The following is a 20,738-nucleotide window of genomic DNA, read 5'->3' as shown; positions in this document are numbered from 1 at the left end:
TAGTTCCAATGGAAGTTAAAGCCATCACCAAGTTCGCCCGCATGACGCCCGCCAAGGTGCGTGACGTGGCACGCCAAATTCAAGGTCGCCCGGTTCTCGAAGCGGCAGATCTTCTTCGTTTCATTCCGCGCAAATCCGCTCGCCTTCTGGCGAAGACCCTCAACAGCGCCGTCGCCAACGCCGAAAACAACAACAATCTCTCCGCCAAGGATCTGGTCGTCGTTGCCGCCACGGTCGGGCAGGGGCCGATGCTGAAGCGGTTCCGTCCCACGGCGAAGGGCAGCGCGCATCCGATCCGCAAATCCACCAGCCACATCACGATCGTGGTCGGTGACAAAAAATAATCCTCGCACTTTCAGACTATGGGTCAAAAAACAAATCCTATCGGTTTTCGTCTCGCGGTGCGCCGCAACTGGGAATCTCGTTGGTTCGCAGACAAGAAGACGTTCCCCGCGAACCTCAAGAGCGACTATGAGATTCGCCAGTTCCTTCACGACAAGCTGCGCCAGGCCGGCGTTCCCTCGATTTCGATCGAGCGCGCGGGCGCCCGCATCCGCGTGAAGATTTTCACGGCGAAGCCCGGCGTCGTCATCGGCCGCAAGGGCGGAGAGCTCGAAAAGCTCCGTGACGAACTTGCCAAGCTTTCCGGCAAGGACGTCATTCTCGACATTCAGGAAATCAAGAAACCCGACCTCGTCGCGCAGCTCGTCGCCGAAAACATCGCGCTCCAGCTCGAACGCCGCATCGCGTTCCGCCGCGCCATGAAGAAGGCGATTCAGGCGACGATGAGCATGGGCGCCGACGGCATCCGTCTGCGCATCGCCGGTCGTCTCGGCGGCGCGGAAATCGCCCGCGTCGAATCCGCGCGCGTCGGTCGCGTTCCGCTGCACACGCTGCGCGAGAACATCGACTACGGGTTCGCCGAAGCGCACACCGTTTACGGCAAGCTCGGCATCAAATGCTGGATCTGCACGAAGGATCCCGAAATCTAATTCCATCCGGACAGAGAAAGGATAATTCAAATGCCTAACATTCAACCGTCCCGCGTCAAATACCGCAAAGTCCAGAAAGGACGCATCTACGGCACGGCGCAATCCTGCAACGACCTCGCGTTCGGCGAGTTCGGCATCCAGGCTCTGGAACGCTGCCGCATGACCGCGGCGCAGCTCGAAGCCGCCCGCGTCGCGATTTCCCGCTCGCTCAAGCGCAAAGGGAAAATGTGGATGCGCGTGTTCCCGCACAAGCCCGTCACCAAGAAGCCGGCGGAAGTCCGCATGGGTTCCGGCAAGGGCAACGTCGAATACTGGGCCGCGATCGTCCGCCCGGGCACGATGCTTTTCGAAGTTTCCGGCGTCCCGCTTTCGGCGGCGCGCGAAGCGATGCGCCTCGCGGACACGAAGCTCCCGATCCGCTGCCGCTTCATCAGCCGTGAACAGCAGGAACAGTTTCTTTAATTTGAGATTGCATTCCGCGACCGAAAACTATTTTATCGCCCTTTCACGAAAATGAGCGCACAAACCAAACAAACAGCCGCCGCGAAAATCCGCGAGAACTCCGCCGAGGAGCTCTCGAAAAAGCTCCGCGACAACCGCGAGGAACTCCTGAACCTGCGTCTGCGTTCGCAGAGCGGTCAGGTGCAGAATCCGGCCCGCATCCGCACGCTTCGCCGCGAGAACGCGCGCATCAAGACCGTTCTCGCCGAAAAGTCGGCGGCGCAAAATTAATCATCAAATCGTTTAACCATGTCTGAAGAACAAAAACGTCCGTCCCGTAAAGTTCTTATCGGTGTTGTTACCAGCAAAACCGGCGATAAGAGCGTAAAGGTCACGTATTTCTACAAAAAACCGCACCCGATTTTCGGCAAGGAAATCAAGCGCAAGACCGTCATTCACGCTCACGACGAGAAGAATGAATGCAACGTCGGCGACAAGGTCGAAATCATGGAGACGCGCCCGATCAGCAAGCTGAAACGCTTCCGCGTCGTCGGCATCGTTCAGGCCGCGAAAATCGTCGGCGAAGCCGCCGTCTAACAGAAAACAGGAGAGACTGTCACAATGGTACAACTCAAATCTCGTTTGGACGTCGCCGACAACACGGGCGCGCGCCAGGTGGAAATGATCCGCCGCCTCGGTCAGATCACCGACACGGCCTCCGTCGGAGACGTGATCGTCTGCGCGGTGAAGGATTCGATTCCCAGCGCTCCCGACGCCGTCAAGAAGGGCAAGGTCGTCAAGGCGGTCGTCGTGCGCACCAAGGCTCCGATTCGTCGCGCGGACGGCAGCTACCTGCGCTTCGACTCGAACGCGGTCGTCATTCTCGACGGCAACGGCAATCCGCGCGGAACCCGCATTTTCGGGCCCGTCGCGCGCGAACTTCGCCAGAAATTCATGAAAATCGTTTCTCTCGCACCGGAGGTGCTCTGATATGGCAAAACAAATTCTCAAGAAGGACGACGAGGTCGTCGTGATTTCCGGTTCCGAAAAAGGCAAGCGCGGCAAGCTCCTCGCGGTCTTCCCGTCCAAGGATTCGGTGCTCGTCGAGGGCGTCAACATCGTGAAGCGCCACACGAAGGCGAACGAAGCCGCCGGCGTCGAAGGCGGAATCGTCGACCAGGAAGCTCCGATTCACGTCTCGAACGTGATGCTCGCCTCGAAGTTCGACGCGAAGCGCGCGGCAAAGAAATAATCAGGAAAGACACGTAAAATGCATACACCTGTTCTGAAGAAAATTTACATGGAGCAAGTCGTTCCCGAGCTGAAGAAGACGCTCAAGATCGACAATCCGCATCAGGTTCCCGCGATCACGAAGGTCGTCATCAACTCGGCGTATTCGTCCGACACGGACAAGAACGCGCAGGCGGAAATCCTCAAGGAAATCTCCAAGATCGCCGGTCAGAAACCCGTCGTGACGCACGCCCGCAAGAGCGTTTCGAACTTCCGCGTCCGCGAAGGCATGCCGCTCGGCTGCATGGTGACGCTGCGCGGCGACGCCATGTACGAATTCCTGGCGCGCCTCATCTACATCGCGCTTCCGATGATCCGCGACTTCCGCGGCGTCTCCAATCGTTTCGACGGCCGCGGGAACTACTCCCTCGGCATCGCCGACCACACGATCTTCCCGGAAACGCAGGGCGACGGTTCGCAGCGCGCGAACATCGGCATGGACATCTCGATCGTCACGACGGCGAAGACGGACAATGAAGGGCGCGAGCTTCTCCGCCTTCTCGGCATGCCGTTCCGCAAGTCCGCCCGACAGGTCGCGGCCAACAACTAAAACGGGGAACTCTGAACAATGGCAAAAAAATCTTCCATCGAAAAGAATCTGAAGCGTGCGCGCCTCGTCGCGAAATATGCGGAAAAGCGCGCTTCGCTGAAAGCGATCATCGCGAATCCGGAAACGAGCGACGAGGAATTCTACAAGGCGCAGGTCGCGCTGGACAAGCTTCCCCGCAACTCGAGCAAGATCCGCCTCCGCAACCGCTGCAGCATCACGGGGCGCCCGCGCGCCTACATCGGAAAATTCGGTCTTTCCCGCATCACCTTCCGCGAGCTCGCCTCGAACGGAAAGATTCCGGGCATCACGAAGGCTTCTTGGTAATTCCATTAACCGCAAACACAGGAAAAATTTAATATGGCTACTCATGATACCTTAGGCGACTTTCTTACGATCATCCGTAACGGAAGCCGCGCAGGTCTGAAAAGCGTTTCCGCCCAGTGGTCCTCGGTCCGCGAAGGCGTCGCCCGCATCCTCAAGGAATCGGGCTACATCGCGGATTTCGCGAAGACGGAGAAGAACAAGCTTCCCGTTCTCGAAATCACGCTGAAGTACAACGGCAAGAAGCCGGTCATCACGGAAATCAACCGCATTTCCAAGCCGGGCCGCCGCATCTACACCGGCTACGGCGATATCCCGAAAGTCATCGGCGGCATGGGGATTTCCGTCCTCACGACCTCCAAGGGCATTCTCAGCGACGCGGAAGCGCGCCAGCAGAAGGTCGGCGGTGAAATCCTCGCTCAGGTCTGGTAATCATTGAATACAAGGAGACACTACAATGAGTCGAATCGGTAAAATCGCCGTTCACATTCCCGCCGGAGTCAAAGTCGCCGTCGACGGCAACACCGTCAGCGTCGAAGGTCCGAAGGGCAAGCTTTCCCAGAACTTCGCGGACTGCGTCGAAATCAAGGTCGACGGCGGTCTCGTCCACGTCGCGCCCCTGAACGAAACCCGTTTCGCGGGAGCGATGCACGGCACCGCGCGCGCCATCATCAACAACATGGTCAAGGGCGTCACCGAAGGTTATTCGAAGCAGCTCGAAATCCAGGGCGTCGGCTTCAAGGCCGCCCTCAGCGGAAGCAAGCTGGACCTTTCCCTCGGTCAGTCGCACCCGATCGTCTACGACGTTCCCGCCGGTATCAAGATCGTCATCACGGACGGCGTCAAGATCGACGTTTCCGGTCCGGACAAGCGTCTCGTCGGGCAGGTCGCCGCGGACATCAAGGCGTTCAAGCCGGTCGAACCGTACAAGGGCAAGGGCGTCCGCATCGTGGGCGAATTCGTCCTCCGCAAGGAAGGCAAGAAGACCGCATAATTCCTAACGTTTTCTGAAAAATGAAAAAGAACGACAGAAAAATCAAACTTTTGCAACGCCGTCGCTATCGCATCCGCAAGACGGTGGTGGGCACGGCGGAACGTCCGCGCCTGGTTGTGAAATTCACGAATCTTCACATTCACGCTCAGGTCATCGTCGACGGCGAGGGGCGTACGCTTCTCGGCGGTTCGACGACGCAGAAGGATCTGCGCGCGCAGAAAATTCTTCCGAACGTCGCCGGCGCGAAGGAATTCGGCAGGATTTTCGGCGAAAAGGCGAAAGCCGCCGGCATCAGCGCGATCGTCTTCGACCGCGCGGGTCGCCGTTATCACGGAACCGTCAAGGCGTTCGCGGAAGCGCTCCGCGAAGCTGGACTTCAATTCTAAGGAAACACCATGTCGCAAGAAATTTCTGCTCCTGAAAACGCTGCCGCTCCGGTCGAAACGCCGGCGACGGAAGCCGCCGCTCCCGTCCGGGAAGCTCCCCGCGGTCGCGGGAACGGTCGCCAGGGCGGCCGCCGCTCCGATCGTCGCGCTCCGCGCCAAGAGGCGGAAGCGTCCGAATACATGGACAAGGTGGTGCACATCAATCGTTGCGCGAAGGTCGTCAAGGGCGGTCGTCGTTTCAGCTTCGCGGCGCTGGTCGTTTCCGGCGACGGCAAGGGCAACGTGGGCATCGGCTACGGCAAGGCGAAGGAAGTTCCGGACGCGATCCGCAAAGGCACGGAACGCGCGCACAAGAATCTCGTTCCCGTTCAGCTCCGCAACAACACGATTCCGCACGAAGTGCTCGGTTCGCACGACGGCGGCGAAGTGCTGCTGCGTCCGGCGGCTCCCGGTACCGGCGTCATCGCCGGCGGCGGCGTCCGCGCGGTGCTCGAAGTCGCGGGCGTGAAGGACGTGCTTTCGAAGTCCCTCGGCTCCAACAATCCGGGCGCTCTCGTCAAGGCCACGCTCGACGGTCTGTGCAAGCTGCGCACGCTCGAGCAGATCCGCGTCGCCCGTTCGTAAGCGAAACAACATTCAGCAGGGTTCATAGAAAATGAAACTTCACACTCTTCCTAAAATCGAAGGCTCGACGCACCGTCACAAACGTCTCGGCTGCGGCATCGGCAGCGGACACGGCAAGACGTCCGGCCGCGGACACAAGGGCATGAAGGCCCGTTCCGGCGGCGGCGTCCGTCCGGGCTTCGAAGGCGGCCAGATGCCGCTCTACCGCAAGCTCCCGCATCGCGGCTTCCGCAACGTCAACCGCGTCGAATTCGCGGTCGTCAACGTCGGGCAGCTCGCGAAGCTCGAAGGCGACGTGATCGACCGCGACGCGATGGTCCGCGCCGGTCTCGTCCGCGCCAACGAGCTCTTCATCAAGGTGCTCGGCATGGGCGAAATCTCGAAGCCGGTCACGGTTTCCGCTCAGAAGTTCTCCGACTCCGCCAAGGCGAAAATCGAAGCCGCCGGCGGCAAGGTCGAAGTGCTTTCCTGCACGATCGAAGAAGCCGCCGAGTGATTCGGCGGCACTTAAAGCCAAAGCCCGCGAATGTTCTCGGCCTTCATCAACTGCTGGCGCGTTCCCGAACTTAGGAACCGCATCATCGTCACGCTCGGACTGATTTTCATTTCCCGCATCGGCGGCAATCTGCCGTTGCCGGGAATTGATCTCACGGTGCTCACCGGCTTCGTCGACCAGCTGCTCCAAAACGGCAACGGCGGCGTCGTCAGTCTCTACAACGCCTTCACCGGCGGGGCCATGCTCAAGGGCGCGATTTTCGCGCTCGGCATCATGCCCTACATCAGCGCGTCGATCATCATGCAGTTGATGGGAGCCGTCGTTCCCGGGCTGGCGCGCCTGCGCCAGGAGGAGAACGGTCAGCAGAAAATCGCGCAGTACACGCGCTATCTGACGATTCTGATCGCCTTCGTCCAGGGACTCATGATCACGAACATGCTCTCCAATCCGGAAACGGTCGGACGCGCGCTCGGCATGAACGAGTTCCACGGCAGCATCCTCGTCTGCGACAAGACGCTCTTCGTCTGCATGGGGACGATCATCCTTACGGCGGGCGCGGTCATCATGACCTGGCTCGGCGAGCAGATCACGCAGCGCGGCATCGGCAACGGCGCCTCCATTCTCATCATGCTCGGCATCGTCGCCGACATGCCGCAGGCCGTTTCGCCCTTCATCTCCGGTCTCTTCGGCGAGACGGTGGTGGACGGCACGGGAACGTCGGAGTTCACGCTGATCAAGCTCATCGGCATGATCGCGCTCTTCGTCGTCGGCTGCGCCGCGCTGGTGATGATCACGCAGGCGGTCCGAAAGATTCCGGTTCAGTACGCGAAGCGCGTCGTCGGCCGCAAAATGTACGGCGGCAACACGCAGTATCTGCCGATGAAGGTCAATTACGCGGGCGTCATGCCGGTCATCTTCGCGGGCGCGATTCTTTCCTTCCTCGCGATGCCCCTCACGTGGCTCGGCACGTCCACTCCGGCGTTGAGCTTCCTGCTCCCGTGGAGCTCCTACGTCGCTCCCGGACACGGCGTCTATTATTTCCTGATGGCGGCGTTCGTCTTCACGTTCAGCTATTTCTGGGTTTCGGTGATGTTCAAGCCGATTCAGGTGGCGGACGATCTGAAGAAGAACAACGGCTACGTTCCCGGCATTCGTCCGGGGCAGCACACGGCGGCGTACCTCGAGTTCGTCATGAACCGTCTCACGTTCGCCGGCGGCATCTTCCTCGTCGTCATCGCGCTCCTGCCGGACTACTTCATTTACAATCTCAACCTGTTCCCGCGCCTCGCCCGCGTCATTGGCGGCACGAGCGGTCTGATCGTCGTCGGCGTCGTTCTCGACACGATGCGTCAGGTCGAATCCCTCCTGCTGCAGCGCCATTACGAAGGCTTCCTGAAGAAAAGCCGCATCGGCGGCGTCTCCGTTCCCGCGATGCCGCGTTCCCGCCGCATCGCCGAAATCGGCGAAGAAAAGGGCATCGGGCGCCTTACGTACGTGCTGATCGGCATCTTCGTGCTCGGGCTGATCGCCTACGGCGTCAACGCCTGGCAGGCCTACGTCTCCGTTCCCGCGGGACAGTGAGATTTCAGTTCTTTCCCAAAATGAAAATCGTTCCGCTTTCCCGAGAAGAGCTCGGTCCGATGCGCGAGGCCTGCAAAGTCGCCGCGCAGGTGCTGGACCGCACGGCCCGTTTCGTGGAAGCCGGAGTGACGACTTACGAAATCGACCGCTTCGCCCACAAGGTGATGGAAGAGCTCGGCGCCGAAAGCACCAGCTACAACTACACCTGCGGAGGCGTTCCGTTCCCGGGCTACATCTGCGTCTCCGTCAACGAGGAGGTCATCCACGGAATCGGCACCATGCGGCGCACGATTCGTCCCGGCGACATTGTTTCGCTCGACGTGGTCACGCGCTACAAGGGCTTCGTCGGCGACAACACGCGCACGGTCTTCGTCGAACCCGTAGCGGAACCGGTCCGCAGGCTCTGCGAGGTCACCGAGGGCGCGCTTTACGCCGGCATCGCCGCCGCGCACCGCGGCAACCGCGTCGGCGACATCTCGCACGCGATCGAGCAGTTCGTCCGCCCGCACGGCTACGGCATCGTGCACGAATACACGGGACACGGCGTCGGTCGCTCCATGCACGAGGAGCCGCAGGTCCCGAATTACGGCAAGCCGCACAAGGGCGAAAAACTCCGCCCCGGCATGACGCTCGCGATCGAGCCCATGATCTGCATGGGGTCCCGCTACGTGGACGTCGCCGACGACGGCTGGACGGTGGTCACCCGCGACGGCAAGCCCGCCGCTCACTACGAGCATACGATTCTCATCACGGAGGACGAGCCGGAGATTCTCACGAAGCTCTGAGCACTTTCCGAAAAATTTTCTTTTCAAACGCGAGAAGTTTTGACATCCTTACAAACTTTTCCCTTTCCAAACAAACGATAATACATAACAGAACATGCCACGCTTACTTGGTGTAGACATTCCGAACAACAAACGCGTCGAATTCGCGTTGCGCTATATCTACGGCATCGGGCCGACCCGCGCCACGGAAATCGTGAACGCGCTCGGCATCGATCCCGCGCTCCGCTCCGACAAGCTCACGGAAGAACAGCTCAACAAAATCGTCAACTATATTGTTGAACGAGGCTACAAATGCGAAGGCGACCTTCGCCGCGAAATCAGCGGGAACGTCAAGCGCTTGCAGTCCATCAAATCCTATCGCGGTCTGCGCCACTTCCGCGGTCTTCCCGTGCGCGGTCAGCGCACGAAGACGAACGCCCGCACCCGCAAGGGCGCGCGCAAGACGGTCGGCGTCGTTTCCAAATAATCCACGAGAAAGTTCCTTTCAATGAGTCAAGAAGAAATCAAGAAAGAAGCCGCTCCCGCAACGCCCGAAAAGCCCGAAAAGAAGGAAATCACGGCCAAGGATCTCCTCGCCGAAGGCTTGGAGGAAATCAAGGTTCGCCGCGCCAAGGGCTCGAAGAACATCACGACGGGCGTCTGCAACGTTCTCGCGACCTTCAACAACACCAAGATCACGTTCTGCGACACGAACGGGAACGTCATCTCCCGCTCTTCGTCCGGTCAGTGCAACTTCCGCGGTTCCCGCAAATCCACGGCGTTCGCCGCGCAGGTCGTCTGCCAGGACGCCGCCCGCGTCGCCATGTCGCACGGCCTCAAGGACGTCATCGTCAAGGTTCGCGGTCCGGGAATGGGTCGCGACTCCGCCGTCCGCGCGCTCCAGTCGCTCGGCCTGAACGTGCTCTCCATCACGGACGTGACGCCGGTTCCGCACAACGGATGCCGCCCGCCCAAGCGCCGTCGCGTCTGATCGGCGTTTCCGTTTTCGGTCGTCGGTCGTCGATTCGCTTCGGCGCCGCCGGCCGTTTTTCAACATCTTTTTTCCTGTCCGGCAATGGCAACCCGGGCAGCAGACTAAGCCGCCAAACCATAGATTAAAATGTCACGATACACAGGACCCACCAGCAAGTTAAATCGCCGCTTCGGTCAGAACATTCTTCCGACCTGCAAGGCTGAGGAACGCAAGCCGTATCCTCCGGGAGTTCACGGCCCGACGCTCCGTCGCAAGGCTTCGGAATACTCCGTCGGCCTGAACGAAAAGCAGAAGCTCCGCTTCATGTACGGCCTCGGCGAAAAACAGTTCCGCCTCACCTACGCCCGCGCGAAGCGCATGGGCGGCGTCGTCGGCGAAAACTTCCTCACGCTCCTCGAAATGCGCCTCGACAGCGTCGTTTACCTGCTGGGCTTCGCGAACACGCGCCGCGCCGCCCGCCAGCTCGTCGGCCACGGCCACATCTGCGTCAACGGACACAAGGTCGACATTCCCAGCTTCTGCTGCAGCGTCGGCGACAAGATTGAAGTCCGCAACCGCACTTCCTCCAAACAGCTCGCGACCCGCGGCGTCGAAGAAAACCAGACGCGTCCGGTCCCGGCTTGGCTTACCCTCACGGCGGGAACGCTCGAGGGCACGGTCGACCGCAAGCCCACCCGCGAGGAAATGGCGCAGGACATCAACGTTCAGCTCATCGTTGAATTCTACAGCCGTTAATCCGTCAAAATTAGGAGATACCGAATATGCCGAAACGTCTTGGGAAATTTGAACTGCCGAAACATCTCAAAAAAGATGAAACGGTATCGACTGATACTTACGCGAAATTCATTGCGGAACCGTTCGAAACCGGCTACGGACAGACGATGGGCAACGCCCTTCGCCGCGTCCTCCTCAGCTCCATCGAAGGCGCCGCGATCTGCTCCGTCAAAATCGACGGCGTGGATCATGAATTCCAGTCCATCGACGACGTCGTCGAAGACGTCACGGATGTCGTCCTCAATCTCAAGAAGGTCATCATCCGCGCCCACAAAAACGACGTGTTCAACGTTCTCATCGACGTTGACCGCGAGGGCGTCGTCACCGCGAAAGACATTCAGCTCGTTTCCGACCTCGAAGTCGTGAACCCGGAACAGGTCATCTGCACGATCAACAAGAAACGCCGTCTGCGCATGGAGCTCACCATCCGCGTCGGCCGCTCCTGGTGCCCGGCGGAAGGCAACAAGACTCCGGACCAGCCGATCGGCGTCATCGCTATCGACTCGCTCTTCAGCCCGGTTCGCCTCGTCCGCTACAGCGTCGAGAGCACGCGCGTCGGCCAGATGACCGATTACGACAAGCTCGTGCTCGAAATCTGGACGGACGGCCGCACGACTCCGGACGAAGCCCTCAAGGACGCGGCGGCGATTCTCCGCCACCACCTCGACGTCTTCGACTCCGTCTCCGACGAAAAGATCGAGTTCGCGACCGAAGGCAAGGAAGTCAGCGAAGAGCAGAACCGCCTCCGCAAGCTTCTCAACATGAGCGTCAATGAAATCGAACTCTCGGTTCGTGCCGCCAACTGCCTCAACAACGCGAACATCACGACCGTCGGCGAGCTCGCGCTCAAGTCGGAAGCGGAAATGCTCAAATACCGCAACTTCGGCAAGAAATCGCTCAACGAAATCAAAGCCAAGCTCGAACAGCTCGGTCTTTCGCTCGGCATGAAGCTCGACGAACGCCTCATCGACCGCGACATCATCGCCGCGCATCACAAGGCGCTCGCGGACATGCGCGCTTCCGGCGCGCTGCCCGAAATCTCCGACGACGAAGAAGAAGCCGGAGAAGAGTACGCGACCGAGGACGCCGGCCCCACCGTGGACGGCGACGAAGGCGAAGAGTAATCCACCAACCAACAAAATCGGAAATTTAAAACATCATGCGTCACTGCAAACACCGTTATCAACTCGGCGTTAAAAAAGAACACCGTCAGGCCCTCATGGCGTCTCTGGCGGGAGCGCTTTTCCTCCACAACCGCATCCAAACGACGCTCGCCAAGGCAAAGGCTCTCCGCCCGTTCGCGGAAAAGATTGTCACGCTTGCGAAGAAGGCTGCCCAAACCGACGACAAGGTGAAGAAGCTTCACTACTACCGTCTCGCGCTCGCGAAGGTGCGCCAGGAAGAACCCGTCGCCGTGCTTTTCAATAAGCGCGCGCAGGAATTCCTGAACCGCAACGGCGGCTACACCCGCATCTACAAGCTCGCGATTCCGCGCGTCGGCGACGCCACCCCGATGGCTCTCATCGAGCTCATCGCCGCGGACGACGAAGGCCACAAGAAGGCTCCCAAGAAGGCGCCCGCCAAGAAGGCCGAAAAGCCCGCCGAGGAAGCTCCCGCGGAAGCGGCTCCCGCTCCCGCCGCCGCCGAATAAGACGTCTCGTCCGACGTTTTGAACGCGAAGAAGAACGTTCCCGCCGATTTCCCGGCGGGAACGTTTTTTTGCGCGCGGCGCCGCGAAGGGCGAGGTGATGAAGCCGCGATCGCGTTTCGCTTCGCGAAGAGATCGTCCGAACTTTTTTCGGCGAAAGCCGAACTCGCGGAAGCTCCATGGCCATAAGACTTCATCGCTTCGTCATCTTCCGCGAAGCGTTCCCGCGCGTGCGCCGTCTTAAAGGTTTGACGGGTTTTCGTCTTCGTGCTGAAATGTACGAACCTCTCAGAAAATTTATGTCAGATTCCTCACCGAATTCTTTCACCCGAGAACTTGTCGTTCAGAACAAGATGGGCGTTCACGCGCGTCCGGCGGCGATGATCGTCCGCATCGCGAACAAATATCCGAACGTCCAGCTCGACGTCGCGAAGGACGACGAGCGCGTCAACGGGAAGAGCATCATGGGGCTGATGATGCTCGCCGCCGGCAACGGCTCGAAGCTGGCGTTCGAGGCGAGCGGCGACGACGAAGCCGCCGCCAGGCGTCTGCTCGACGAGCTCGAGGCGCTTTTCGCGCGCCGCTTCGACGAAGTCTGAGCCTTTTTCTCCGTCCGCTTTTCGCGTTCCCGCGCTCGTTTTCGCGGGAACGTTTTTTGTTTTCCCGAGCCGCGTTTTTCCTTGCGGCGCGCTCCCGAAAAGAGTTTCATTTCGAGCATAACGGCGAAGACGCATTTTCGCCTCCACCCCCTTTTGCAAAAGAACCCAATCATTATCATCATGATTCGCCCCTTCCGTTTATCTTTGACGATGCTGTTCGCCGGCGCGGTCGCGCTTTCCGCCGCGGAAACCGCCGTTCAGATACCTCCCACGAGCGTGCTCGACGACCCCTATCTTGGCTCGCAATGGCAGTGGAATCCCGCCAAAAACGGCATCGAGATCGCGGGCGCCTGGCAGGCGGGCCACATGGGCAGCGGCGTCGTCATCGGCGTCATCGACGAATGGCTAGATCCGGAGCATCCGGACCTCGCGCCCAATTACAGCACGCAGTGGAGCAAGGACTTCATCGGCTCGGCGCGCGACGACGACGAGGTGATGTATTCCAGCGAATCGCACGGCACCTTCGTCGCGGGCATGGCGGCGGCGCGCGGGAACAACGGCATCGGCATTTCCGGCGCCGCGCCCTACGCGCAGCTCGCGGGGCTGCACGTCGGCAACGGCAACGGAACGATGAGCTCGTCCGCGATTTTGCAGGCGTACTGGTACGGCGCCGGGTGGGGAACGAACACGGAAACGCAGACGGGAAAGCCGATCTCCGACGCCGCGATTCACATCAAGAACTGCAGTTACGGTTATACGCCGTATTTCGTCGCGAAGCTTTCGGACGACGTGAAGACCGCGCTGACGCAGACGACGCGCAACAACACTATTTACGTCTTCGCCGCCGGCAACGACCGCAACAAAAAGACCACGCCTTCCGACGCGAACGGTTCAGCGGAGCAGAATTTCGAGGGCGGCATCGTCGTGGGCTCGACGCATCAGGGCGGCTATTACAGCGCCTTTTCCAGCTACGGGGCCAATCTCTTCGTCTGCGCGCCGGGCGAAAACGTCTATTCCGCTTCGCGCGACGGCATCTCCGTGAAGAACGAGGACGAAGGCGATTCGGACACGACGAGCGCGCTCGCCGCCGCCGCTTCCGGCGGAAACGATCAGGTCAACTACGCGTACAGCTCGGGCACGTCCTACGCGGCGCCGGTCGTCTCCGGCGTCATCGCGCTCGCGGCGGCGGACAACGTCGCCATGGATTCGCGCTGGGCTAAGCATGCGCTCGCGCGCTCCTGCGACGTGCTCCCGCAGATGGAGGACGCGAGCAAGTCCAAGGATACGGTCTGGACGACGAATTCCGCCGGCTTCCGCTTTTCCAACGACTACGGCTTTGGCATGGTCAACGCGACGAATTTCGTCGAGGTCGCCGCGGACATCGCCTACGAGACGATCCGCACGACGACGACGCCGGACGTGGCGCTGAGCTCCAACGCCTCGTCGTGGACGCGCCGCGGCGATCCCGTCGTCGCGACGGTCAAGGTTTCCGAGACGCCGCTCGAGCAGAAGATCGAGTCCGTCGAAGTCTCGTTCACCATCGACAACATCAACTATTTCAAGGACGCGAAGGTCGTGCTCGTTTCGCCGAACGGCACGGAGAGCGTGCTGCTCGATCAGGCGTCGCTTTCGTCCTCCGCGGACGGCGCGGACGCGTTCAAGACGGCTTACGATTCGGTGACCGCCGCGAACGGCACGACCGCGCTGACGTGGACCTTCGTCTCCAACGCGTTTTGGGGCGTGGACACGAGCGTCGAGACCGGCGACTGGCAGGTGAAGTTCATCAACGACGGGAACACGACGGGGAGAGTCTCCGACGTGAGCGTGAAGTTCAACACGGGCGACGTCGTGATGGAGTCGAGTTCGATGCTCATCGATTCGACGCGCGACGTTCACGCGCTCGTGCTCGACAGGAGCTCGACGAGCTGCGTCGTCGCCTCGGCTTCTTCGGCGGGAACGGCGGCGAATCTGCGCGTCGAGGATTCCGTCATTCTCAACGCCGGCTCGCTGACGGTGAAGGACGGAGGCGTGATTTCCTCTTACGACGGCGAAAACTGGAAGGGACTCAAGGTTTACGTCAACGGCGGCACGCTGGATCTCGCCGCGGGCGGCACGATTGACGCGCCGCGCGGCATCGAGATCGACGCGGGAACGCTCAAGCTCAACGGCGGCACGCTGGAAAGCGGAACGCTGAGCATTTACGGCGGCGTCGTGGCGGCGATTCAGAACGAGTCGAGCCTTTCCGGCGTCGATCTGCGCGGCGGCGTGCTGCGGACGAACGACGCGGGCACGCTCGAAATCGCCTCGTTCTCGATGACGGGCGGCACCTTCGACATGGGCGGCACGAACAAATTCGCGCTGAGCCCGACGGGCGGTCTCGTCAACGTCACCGGCGCGGAAACGCGCGTCAACAGCGCGACGATCGGCGCGACGGAGACCACGGCGGCGTCGATTTACGTTCCCGCGGGCAAAAAGCTCGTCGTCGGCAACATCGACGCGGAAGGCGGCTCTCTGGAAGTGCTGAGCGTGCGCGGCTTCTACCAGGCGGCGACCGTTCCCGCCGAGGGCGAGGAAGGCGAAGGCACGCCGGAGAAAATCAACCGCGCGACGGCGGTGTTCGCCGGCGAGGTGAATTCCGGCGGCGTTTCGATTTCGACGGCGGCGGCGACGATCGCGGGCGCGACGTTCTCGGGAACGGGCGGTCTGCAGGTCGCGCAGAAGTCGGAAGTCGCGCTGAGCGGCGAAATTTCCGTCTCGGGAGCCTCCGGCGTGAACGTCGGCGGCGGATCCGTCGTCCGCGTCGCGTCGGGCGCGACGATTCTCGCGGCGGCGGTTTCTCTCGGCGGCGACTCGACGCTTTCGCTCGGCGGCGACTTGGCGATCGCGAAATCCGCGGACGCGGAATCCACTTCCTTCCGCTGCACGGGCGGCACGATCGAACTGACGGCCGGCGACATGCTGAAGGTGGACGGCTCCGTCTCCATCTCCGGAAACGAAGGCGGCGAATCCACGATCAAGCTCGCCTTCGTCGGCAAACTGCCGAGCGACAAAATCAATTTCATCGAAGCGGACTCCGTCAGCGTCTCCGACACCGTCGTGACGCTGGACGCTTCGGCGCCGACCGTCTGGGACGGCACGCGGGAAGTCGATCTGAACTACGTGATCAACGCGAACGGCGAAATCGAGGCGGACATGCCCGAGGGCGTCGAAGTGTCCCCGCTGCGGCTGACGTACGCGTCGATGAGCGGCGAACAGAAGGCGATCGCGCATTCGCTTCGCCTCTGCCTCGACGATCCCGCGCTGAAGGCGGAAAACGCGGTCCTGCTCGGTCAGCTCAACGCGTTCGAATATCTCGGCGATCTGCTCGCCGCCTACGACCAGTTCCTGCCCGTCAACCTGAAGACGGTCAACATGCTGCACGACATGCAGGCTTCGGCGACGACGGGCGCGCTCGAACGGCGTTCCCGCGAGCTGCGCACGGGCTTCCCGATTTCCGACCTGTGGTCCGCGCCGCTCTTCAATTCCTACGGATTTTCGTTCTCGGCGAACCCGAACGCCGTCGCCGCCAACGGCATGCGGCAGTTCGCGGGCTACGAGCTCAACCGCCAGCGCGCGATGCTCTGGGCGAACGGCGGCTATTCCTTCAGCAAGGGCGATGCCGCCGGGAACGCCCCCAAGACGGAAACGGATCTGACCAACGCGTTCATCGGCTTCGATTACGCGCTCTCGGATCGTCTCGCCGTCGGGCTTTTCGTCGGCTACACGGACGGCAAGACCGAAATGAAGGCGACGGATTCCGAGTCCGACGTTTCGATGCGCTCCGTCGGCGTCTATTTCGCCGGCTCCAACAACAACCGCGAGGGCAGCTTCTACTACATGGGCATGGCGTCCTACGGCATGGGCGAATACGACTTCACGCGCACGACGAAGATTGGCTCTTATTCCGGCCGCGCGTCGGCGTCGCCCGACGGCTCGCAGGCGATCGGCTACCTCGCGCTCGGCTACGAATGGGAGGCGGGCTCGCAGGCGCTGACTTATCAGTGGACGACGGGACCGACGGCCTCGCTCCGCTACGCCTACAACAGCATCGACGGCTACACGGAAAACGGCTCCGGCGCGGACAGGCTCACGACCGACGATTTCAGCTACGATTCGCTCGTCTCGACGCTCGGCTGGCGCGCGACGGTGCGCTTCGACGTCAAGGAGTGCATCACGTTCGTTCCCGAAGCCCGCATCGCGTGGAAGCACGAATTCCTCGACGGCGCGGAAGACGTGGACGCGCGGCTCGCGATTCCGGGCTCGACGCCGTTCACGACGGAAATGAACAAGTCCGGTGCGGATTCCGTCACGGCGGGACTCGGCGTGACCGTGCTCATCGCGGAATCGACGACGGTTTCCTTCGACTACGACTGCACGTTCCTGCGCGAAGACGCCGATCCGGAGCACAGCTTCAACTTGATGGTGCGCTGCCGCTTCTGACGCGCGCGCGGACGACACGCGAAAAGAGGGCAGGCGGGAACGCCTGTCCTCTTTTCGTTTTGCTTCGGGCGGGGGCGCGGAATCTCTCTCGCGTCAGCGGGCGTCGAAGTATTTGGCGGAGGGCGAGGCGAAATAGAGGCCGCAGGTCGAAGACGGCGGCGTCATCATGAACGACTCCGTCAGCGTCACGCCGATGGCGGCGGGAACGTCGAGCAGGGCGAAGAGCTCGCGCTTCTGCGCGTGGTCCGGGAAGACGGGATAGCCGATCGCGGGGCGGATGCCCTTGTATTTTTCGGCGAGCAGCTCGTCCGCGGAAAGGCGTTCGTCCGCCGCGTAGCCCCAGAGCTCGCGCCGGACTTTGCGGTGGAGCCATTCGGACGCGGCCTCCGCGATGCGGTCGCCGAGCGCGCACGCGAGCAGCGAGGCGTAATCGTCGCCCGCCGCGGCGAGTTCGTCCGCGCGGCGTTTGAGCGGCGTTCCCGCGGTCGCGGCGAAGGCGCCGATCCAGTCGGGCGTTCCCGCGGGGGCGATGAAGTCCGCGAGCGCGAGATTGGGCGTTCCCGCGGGCATTTTCGCGAGCTGGCGCGGCGTGCGGAAGACGACGCGTCCGCCCTCGACGACGATTTTTTCGTCTTCGGAAAAGGCGGGGAAAATCCCGACGACGCCGAGCGCGTGCGCGATTCCGTGCTCGGGCAGGGCGCGCAGCATGGCGCGCGCGTCGTCGAGCAGTTTTTTCGCCTCGTCCGATTTCGCGGCGGCTCCGCGCATCTCGAACACGCTCAGCAGCGCGTTCCACGCGATCAGCGGCTCCAGCTCGGCGAGCGGGATTTCAACGCGCTTCACGCCGACGAAGCGCGGGCGCGCGGGCGGATTCGCGGCGAAGTCGAGGCGCAGCCGGTTCGCGCGCGCGGCTTCGGGGGAAAGCGTTTCGCGCGGCTTCTTCGCGGCGTATTCGGCGCGGATCTTCGCGTAGGCCTCCCGCGTTTCCGCGACGAATTTTTCCCGCAGTTCCCGCGAAAAATATTCGCTGCAGGCGGCGGAAAGCTGCGAGGCGTCCTCCGTGTGGAAGACGAGCTCGTCCGCGTAGTTCGGCGCGATCTTGATCGCCGTGTGCGCGTGCGAGGTCGTGGCGCCGCCGACGAAGAGCGGGATCGTGAAGCCCGCGCGCCGCATCTCCGCGGCGACGTGCGCCATCTCGTCGAGCGAGGGCGTGATGAGCCCACTGAGAATGACGGCGTCCGCGGCGTGTTCCCGCGCGGCCGCCAGGATTTTTTCGCAGGGGGCCATGACGCCGAGGTCGAAGATTTCGTAGCCGTTGCACGCGAGCACGATCGAGACGATGTTTTTGCCGATGTCGTGGACGTCGCCCTTCACCGTCGCGACGACGAGCCGCCGGCGCGCCGAAGCCGCGGGCGCGTTCCCGCCGTCCGCGCGGCGCTCCTCCTCCATGAACGGCGTGAGCACTTCGACCGCCTGCTTCATCACGCGCGCGGATTTGACGACCTGCGGCAGGAACATTTTCCCGTCGCCGAAAAGCTTGCCGACCGTGCCCATGCCCGCCATGAGCGGACCTTCGATGACGCCGAGCGGAGAGCCGATTTTCGCGAAGGCTTCGAGCACGTCTTCGCGCACGTGGTCGGCGACGCCGTGGACGAGCGCGTATTCGAGGCGCGCGGCGACGTCCGCTTCGCGTCGGGCGTCGTCGTGCGCGAGAGGCGCCGCGCCCGGCGTTCCCGCGGCTTCGCCGGCGGCGCGCTTCACGTTGTATTTCGCGGCGATTTCGATGAGGCGGTCGGTCGCGTCCGCGCGGCGGTTCAGCACGACGTCTTCGACGCGTTCCCGCAGTTCTTCGGGAATTTCCTCGTAGACGCCGAGCATGCCCGCGTTGACGATGCCCATGTCCAGCCCGGCGCGGATCGCGTGGTAAAGGAAAACGGCGTGAATCGCCTCGCGCACGGGATTGTTCCCGCGGAACGCGAACGACACGTTGGAGATGCCGCCCGACGTGCGCGCGCCCGGGCAGCGGCGCTTGATTTCGGCGACGGCGCGGATGAAGTCGACGCCGAACGCCGCGTCGCTTTCGATGCCCGTGCCGACGGTCAGCACGTTCGGGTCGAAGATGACGTCGCTCGCGGGAACGCCGGCGCGCTCCGTGAGCAGCCTGTACGCGCGTTCGCAGACTTCGACCTTGCGCTCGAAGCTCGTCGCCTGGCCGCGCTCGTCGAACGCCATCACGATCATCGCCGCGCCGTAGCGGCGGCAGAGCTTCGCGCGTTCGAGGAACGTCGCTTCGCCTTCCTTCAGCGAAATCGAATTGACGACGCATTTGCCCTGCGCGCAGCGCAGCCCCGCCTCGATCACGTTCCATTTCGACGAATCGATCATGATCGGCACGCGCGCGATTTCGGGCTCCGCCGCGATCAGATTCAGAAAGCGCGTCATGCACGCCTTGCCGTCGAGCAGACCTTCGTCGAAATTCACGTCGATGACGTTCGCGCCGTTTTCGACCTGCTGCCGCGCGACCGCGAGCGCGCCTTCCCAGTCGCCCGCGACGACGAGTTTTCTGAATTTCGGCGAGCCCGTGACGTTCGCGCGTTCGCCGACGAGCACGAACGCCGAACTCGCCTCCGCCGAGCCGAGCGGCGGGAACGCGAACGTCTCCGTGCCCGAGAGCGTGAGCGTCTCCGCGAAGCGCGGAATCGCGCGCGGCGGGAACGGCTCCGTGGAACGGCGGATCGCGCGGATGTGCTCCGGCGTCGTTCCGCAGCAGCCTCCGAGAATGTTCACCAGCCCTTCGCGGGAAAATTCGCGCAGGTGCATCGCCGTCTCCTCCGCCGTTTCCGAAAAGCCCGACGGCGCGAGCGGGTTCGGCAGCCCGGCGTTCGGGTGGCAGCTCACGGCGCAGTCCGCGATCTTCGCGAGCGCTTCGATGAAAGGCCGCATCGCGGGCGCGCCCATCGCGCAGTTCATGCCGATCGAGATCGGCCGCGCGTGGCGGACGCTTTCCCAAAACGCCTCGACCGTCTGCCCGGAGAGCAGGCGCCCGGCCTTGTCCGCGACCGTGCCCGAAATCATTACGGGAACGCGCTCGCCGCGCGCCTCGAAGATTTCCTCCATCGCGAAGATCGCCGCCTTGACGTTGAGCGCGTCCGTCGCCGTCTCGTAAAGCAGCGCGTCCGCGCCGCCGTCGAGCACGGCGAGAATCTGCTCGCGGTAGGCGTCGCGCATTTCGTCGAACGTGACGGCGCGCGCCGCGGGATCGCCGATGTCCGGCGACATCGAAAGCATCTTGCCCGTCGGGCCGATCGAGGCGGCGACGAAGCACGCCCCCGCGCGCGCGGGATTTTCCGCCTCGAACGCGTCGCGGACGCGCACGGCGATTTCCGCCGCCGCGCGCGCCATTTCGCCGACGTGCTCGTCCAGCCCGTATTCGTGCTGGGAGATGCGCGTCGAGTTGAAGGTGTTCGTCGAAATCACGTCCGCGCCCGCCTCCAGATACGCGCGGTGGATCTTTTCGAGCACGTCGGGGCGCGTCAGCGAAAGCACGTCGTTGTCGCCCTTGAGATCGACGGGATGAGCGCGGAAACGCTCGCCGCGGAAGTCCGCCTCGCTCAGCTTTTCGCGCTGAATCATCGTTCCCATGGCGCCGTCGAGAAAGACGATGCGGGAACGCAGGAGCGCTTCGAATTTTTTCCCACGCGCGGACAATGGCAGTTCGTCGAAATTCATACGTATCATTAAATTATGATTTTTTGATATGTTAAGCCCAAAATGCGGAAATTTTTCGCCCCGCGTCCGACGCTCT

The 20,738-nt window shown here is 62.2% G+C and carries 24 protein-coding genes; 23 read left to right on the top strand and 1 reads right to left on the bottom strand.

Annotated features, from left to right (window positions below; genetic code table 11):
* The first annotated feature begins 8 nt into the window (after positions 1-8).
* The 23 genes from rplV to ACQREB_RS04845 all read left to right on the top strand — a co-directional run bounded on the left by rplV (position 9) and on the right by ACQREB_RS04845 (position 16,933).
* Positions 9-344, top strand: coding sequence for a 50S ribosomal protein L22 (gene rplV, locus ACQREB_RS04955; RefSeq protein WP_427766009.1), 336 nt, complete (start codon positions 9-11; stop codon positions 342-344).
* 18 nt (positions 345-362) lie between these two features.
* On the top strand, positions 363-992 hold the full coding sequence (rpsC, locus tag ACQREB_RS04950; RefSeq protein ID WP_427766006.1) for a 30S ribosomal protein S3: 630 nt from the start codon (positions 363-365) through the stop codon (positions 990-992).
* Between the two features lie 30 nt (positions 993-1,022).
* Positions 1,023-1,454, top strand: coding sequence for a 50S ribosomal protein L16 (gene rplP / locus ACQREB_RS04945; RefSeq protein WP_427766003.1), 432 nt, complete (start codon positions 1,023-1,025; stop codon positions 1,452-1,454).
* A 51-nt stretch (positions 1,455-1,505) separates the two neighbouring features.
* A complete protein-coding gene (gene rpmC / locus ACQREB_RS04940; RefSeq protein WP_427766000.1) occupies positions 1,506-1,724 on the top strand; it encodes a 50S ribosomal protein L29 in 219 nt (72 codons plus the stop codon).
* A gap of 18 nt (positions 1,725-1,742) precedes the next feature.
* Complete coding sequence (gene rpsQ, locus ACQREB_RS04935) at positions 1,743-2,030, top strand: 30S ribosomal protein S17 (protein ID WP_427765997.1); 288 nt, start codon at positions 1,743-1,745, stop codon at positions 2,028-2,030.
* A 24-nt stretch (positions 2,031-2,054) separates the two neighbouring features.
* The gene (gene rplN, locus ACQREB_RS04930; RefSeq protein ID WP_427765995.1) at positions 2,055-2,423 is read left to right on the top strand and encodes a 50S ribosomal protein L14; all 369 of its coding nucleotides are present in this window, start codon (positions 2,055-2,057) and stop codon (positions 2,421-2,423) included.
* A gap of 1 nt (position 2,424) precedes the next feature.
* Positions 2,425-2,685, top strand: a complete 261-nt coding sequence (gene rplX, locus ACQREB_RS04925; RefSeq protein ID WP_427765992.1) for a 50S ribosomal protein L24 — start codon at positions 2,425-2,427, stop codon at positions 2,683-2,685.
* Positions 2,686-2,703: 18 nt separating this feature from the next.
* Positions 2,704-3,273, top strand: a complete 570-nt coding sequence (gene rplE / locus ACQREB_RS04920; protein WP_427765989.1) for a 50S ribosomal protein L5 — start codon at positions 2,704-2,706, stop codon at positions 3,271-3,273.
* Positions 3,274-3,291: 18 nt separating this feature from the next.
* A complete protein-coding gene (rpsN, locus tag ACQREB_RS04915) occupies positions 3,292-3,597 on the top strand; it encodes a 30S ribosomal protein S14 (protein ID WP_427765987.1) in 306 nt (101 codons plus the stop codon).
* Positions 3,598-3,630: 33 nt separating this feature from the next.
* On the top strand, positions 3,631-4,026 hold the full coding sequence (gene rpsH, locus ACQREB_RS04910; RefSeq protein WP_427765984.1) for a 30S ribosomal protein S8: 396 nt from the start codon (positions 3,631-3,633) through the stop codon (positions 4,024-4,026).
* A gap of 25 nt (positions 4,027-4,051) precedes the next feature.
* A complete protein-coding gene (gene rplF, locus ACQREB_RS04905; protein ID WP_427765982.1) occupies positions 4,052-4,588 on the top strand; it encodes a 50S ribosomal protein L6 in 537 nt (178 codons plus the stop codon).
* Between the two features lie 20 nt (positions 4,589-4,608).
* Positions 4,609-4,974 (top strand): 50S ribosomal protein L18, encoded by a 366-nt coding sequence (rplR, locus tag ACQREB_RS04900; protein WP_427765979.1) that lies wholly within the window; start codon positions 4,609-4,611, stop codon positions 4,972-4,974.
* A gap of 9 nt (positions 4,975-4,983) precedes the next feature.
* A complete protein-coding gene (rpsE, locus tag ACQREB_RS04895; protein WP_427765977.1) occupies positions 4,984-5,598 on the top strand; it encodes a 30S ribosomal protein S5 in 615 nt (204 codons plus the stop codon).
* A gap of 31 nt (positions 5,599-5,629) precedes the next feature.
* A complete protein-coding gene (rplO, locus tag ACQREB_RS04890) occupies positions 5,630-6,094 on the top strand; it encodes a 50S ribosomal protein L15 (protein ID WP_427765974.1) in 465 nt (154 codons plus the stop codon).
* A 30-nt stretch (positions 6,095-6,124) separates the two neighbouring features.
* Positions 6,125-7,675 carry a preprotein translocase subunit SecY gene (gene secY / locus ACQREB_RS04885; protein ID WP_427765972.1) on the top strand — a complete coding sequence of 517 codons (1,551 nt, stop codon included), beginning with the start codon at positions 6,125-6,127 and terminating at the stop codon, positions 7,673-7,675.
* A gap of 20 nt (positions 7,676-7,695) precedes the next feature.
* Complete coding sequence (gene map / locus ACQREB_RS04880; RefSeq protein WP_427765969.1) at positions 7,696-8,460, top strand: type I methionyl aminopeptidase; 765 nt, start codon at positions 7,696-7,698, stop codon at positions 8,458-8,460.
* Positions 8,461-8,554: 94 nt separating this feature from the next.
* Positions 8,555-8,926 carry a 30S ribosomal protein S13 gene (rpsM, locus tag ACQREB_RS04875; RefSeq protein WP_427765967.1) on the top strand — a complete coding sequence of 124 codons (372 nt, stop codon included), beginning with the start codon at positions 8,555-8,557 and terminating at the stop codon, positions 8,924-8,926.
* A gap of 21 nt (positions 8,927-8,947) precedes the next feature.
* Positions 8,948-9,430 (top strand): 30S ribosomal protein S11, encoded by a 483-nt coding sequence (gene rpsK, locus ACQREB_RS04870; protein WP_427765965.1) that lies wholly within the window; start codon positions 8,948-8,950, stop codon positions 9,428-9,430.
* A 129-nt stretch (positions 9,431-9,559) separates the two neighbouring features.
* Complete coding sequence (gene rpsD, locus ACQREB_RS04865) at positions 9,560-10,168, top strand: 30S ribosomal protein S4 (RefSeq protein ID WP_427765962.1); 609 nt, start codon at positions 9,560-9,562, stop codon at positions 10,166-10,168.
* Between the two features lie 26 nt (positions 10,169-10,194).
* Positions 10,195-11,331, top strand: a complete 1,137-nt coding sequence (locus ACQREB_RS04860; protein WP_427765959.1) for a DNA-directed RNA polymerase subunit alpha — start codon at positions 10,195-10,197, stop codon at positions 11,329-11,331.
* Positions 11,332-11,366: 35 nt separating this feature from the next.
* Entirely contained in the window at positions 11,367-11,858 is a 492-nt protein-coding gene (rplQ, locus tag ACQREB_RS04855; RefSeq protein ID WP_427765956.1) for a 50S ribosomal protein L17, read from the top strand.
* A 296-nt stretch (positions 11,859-12,154) separates the two neighbouring features.
* A complete protein-coding gene (locus ACQREB_RS04850; RefSeq protein WP_427765954.1) occupies positions 12,155-12,454 on the top strand; it encodes an HPr family phosphocarrier protein in 300 nt (99 codons plus the stop codon).
* A 180-nt stretch (positions 12,455-12,634) separates the two neighbouring features.
* The gene (locus ACQREB_RS04845; protein WP_427765951.1) at positions 12,635-16,933 is read left to right on the top strand and encodes an autotransporter domain-containing protein; all 4,299 of its coding nucleotides are present in this window, start codon (positions 12,635-12,637) and stop codon (positions 16,931-16,933) included.
* 93 nt (positions 16,934-17,026) lie between these two features.
* Here ACQREB_RS04845 and metH read toward each other — a convergent pair whose 3' ends face one another.
* Complete coding sequence (gene metH / locus ACQREB_RS04840; RefSeq protein WP_427765949.1) at positions 17,027-20,662, bottom strand: methionine synthase; 3,636 nt, start codon at positions 20,660-20,662, stop codon at positions 17,027-17,029.
* Positions 20,663-20,738: the final 76 nt, after the last annotated feature.

Source organism: Candidatus Spyradosoma sp. SGI.093 (assembly GCF_050314555.1).
Taxonomy (GTDB): Bacteria; Verrucomicrobiota; Verrucomicrobiia; order Opitutales; family UBA953; genus Spyradosoma.
Note: the sequence above shows the minus strand (reverse complement) of the source record. Positions and strands in the feature narration are given on the sequence as shown.

Bases quoted from the DNA above. Each gene is read 5' to 3' on its own strand.
- rplR (WP_427765979.1), top strand. From the start codon at position 4,609: ATGAAAAAGAACGACAGAAAAATCAAACTTTTGCAACGCCGTCGCTAT.
- rplF (WP_427765982.1), top strand. From the start codon at position 4,052: ATGAGTCGAATCGGTAAAATCGCCGTTCACATTCCCGCCGGAGTCAAA.
- ACQREB_RS04860 (WP_427765959.1), top strand. From the start codon at position 10,195: ATGCCGAAACGTCTTGGGAAATTTGAACTGCCGAAACATCTCAAAAAA.
- rplQ (WP_427765956.1), top strand. From the start codon at position 11,367: ATGCGTCACTGCAAACACCGTTATCAACTCGGCGTTAAAAAAGAACAC.
- rpsD (WP_427765962.1), top strand. From the start codon at position 9,560: ATGTCACGATACACAGGACCCACCAGCAAGTTAAATCGCCGCTTCGGT.
- rplN (WP_427765995.1), top strand. From the start codon at position 2,055: ATGGTACAACTCAAATCTCGTTTGGACGTCGCCGACAACACGGGCGCG.
- rplO (WP_427765974.1), top strand. From the start codon at position 5,630: ATGAAACTTCACACTCTTCCTAAAATCGAAGGCTCGACGCACCGTCAC.
- rpsQ (WP_427765997.1), top strand. From the start codon at position 1,743: ATGTCTGAAGAACAAAAACGTCCGTCCCGTAAAGTTCTTATCGGTGTT.
- rpsC (WP_427766006.1), top strand. From the start codon at position 363: ATGGGTCAAAAAACAAATCCTATCGGTTTTCGTCTCGCGGTGCGCCGC.
- rplV (WP_427766009.1), top strand. From the start codon at position 9: ATGGAAGTTAAAGCCATCACCAAGTTCGCCCGCATGACGCCCGCCAAG.
- rpsK (WP_427765965.1), top strand. From the start codon at position 8,948: ATGAGTCAAGAAGAAATCAAGAAAGAAGCCGCTCCCGCAACGCCCGAA.
- rplP (WP_427766003.1), top strand. From the start codon at position 1,023: ATGCCTAACATTCAACCGTCCCGCGTCAAATACCGCAAAGTCCAGAAA.
- rpsM (WP_427765967.1), top strand. From the start codon at position 8,555: ATGCCACGCTTACTTGGTGTAGACATTCCGAACAACAAACGCGTCGAA.
- rpsH (WP_427765984.1), top strand. From the start codon at position 3,631: ATGGCTACTCATGATACCTTAGGCGACTTTCTTACGATCATCCGTAAC.
- ACQREB_RS04845 (WP_427765951.1), top strand. From the start codon at position 12,635: ATGATTCGCCCCTTCCGTTTATCTTTGACGATGCTGTTCGCCGGCGCG.
- rplE (WP_427765989.1), top strand. From the start codon at position 2,704: ATGCATACACCTGTTCTGAAGAAAATTTACATGGAGCAAGTCGTTCCC.
- secY (WP_427765972.1), top strand. From the start codon at position 6,125: ATGTTCTCGGCCTTCATCAACTGCTGGCGCGTTCCCGAACTTAGGAAC.
- map (WP_427765969.1), top strand. From the start codon at position 7,696: ATGAAAATCGTTCCGCTTTCCCGAGAAGAGCTCGGTCCGATGCGCGAG.
- metH (WP_427765949.1), bottom strand. From the start codon at position 20,662: ATGAATTTCGACGAACTGCCATTGTCCGCGCGTGGGAAAAAATTCGAA.
- rpsE (WP_427765977.1), top strand. From the start codon at position 4,984: ATGTCGCAAGAAATTTCTGCTCCTGAAAACGCTGCCGCTCCGGTCGAA.
- rplX (WP_427765992.1), top strand. From the start codon at position 2,425: ATGGCAAAACAAATTCTCAAGAAGGACGACGAGGTCGTCGTGATTTCC.
- rpmC (WP_427766000.1), top strand. From the start codon at position 1,506: ATGAGCGCACAAACCAAACAAACAGCCGCCGCGAAAATCCGCGAGAAC.
- rpsN (WP_427765987.1), top strand. From the start codon at position 3,292: ATGGCAAAAAAATCTTCCATCGAAAAGAATCTGAAGCGTGCGCGCCTC.
- ACQREB_RS04850 (WP_427765954.1), top strand. From the start codon at position 12,155: ATGTCAGATTCCTCACCGAATTCTTTCACCCGAGAACTTGTCGTTCAG.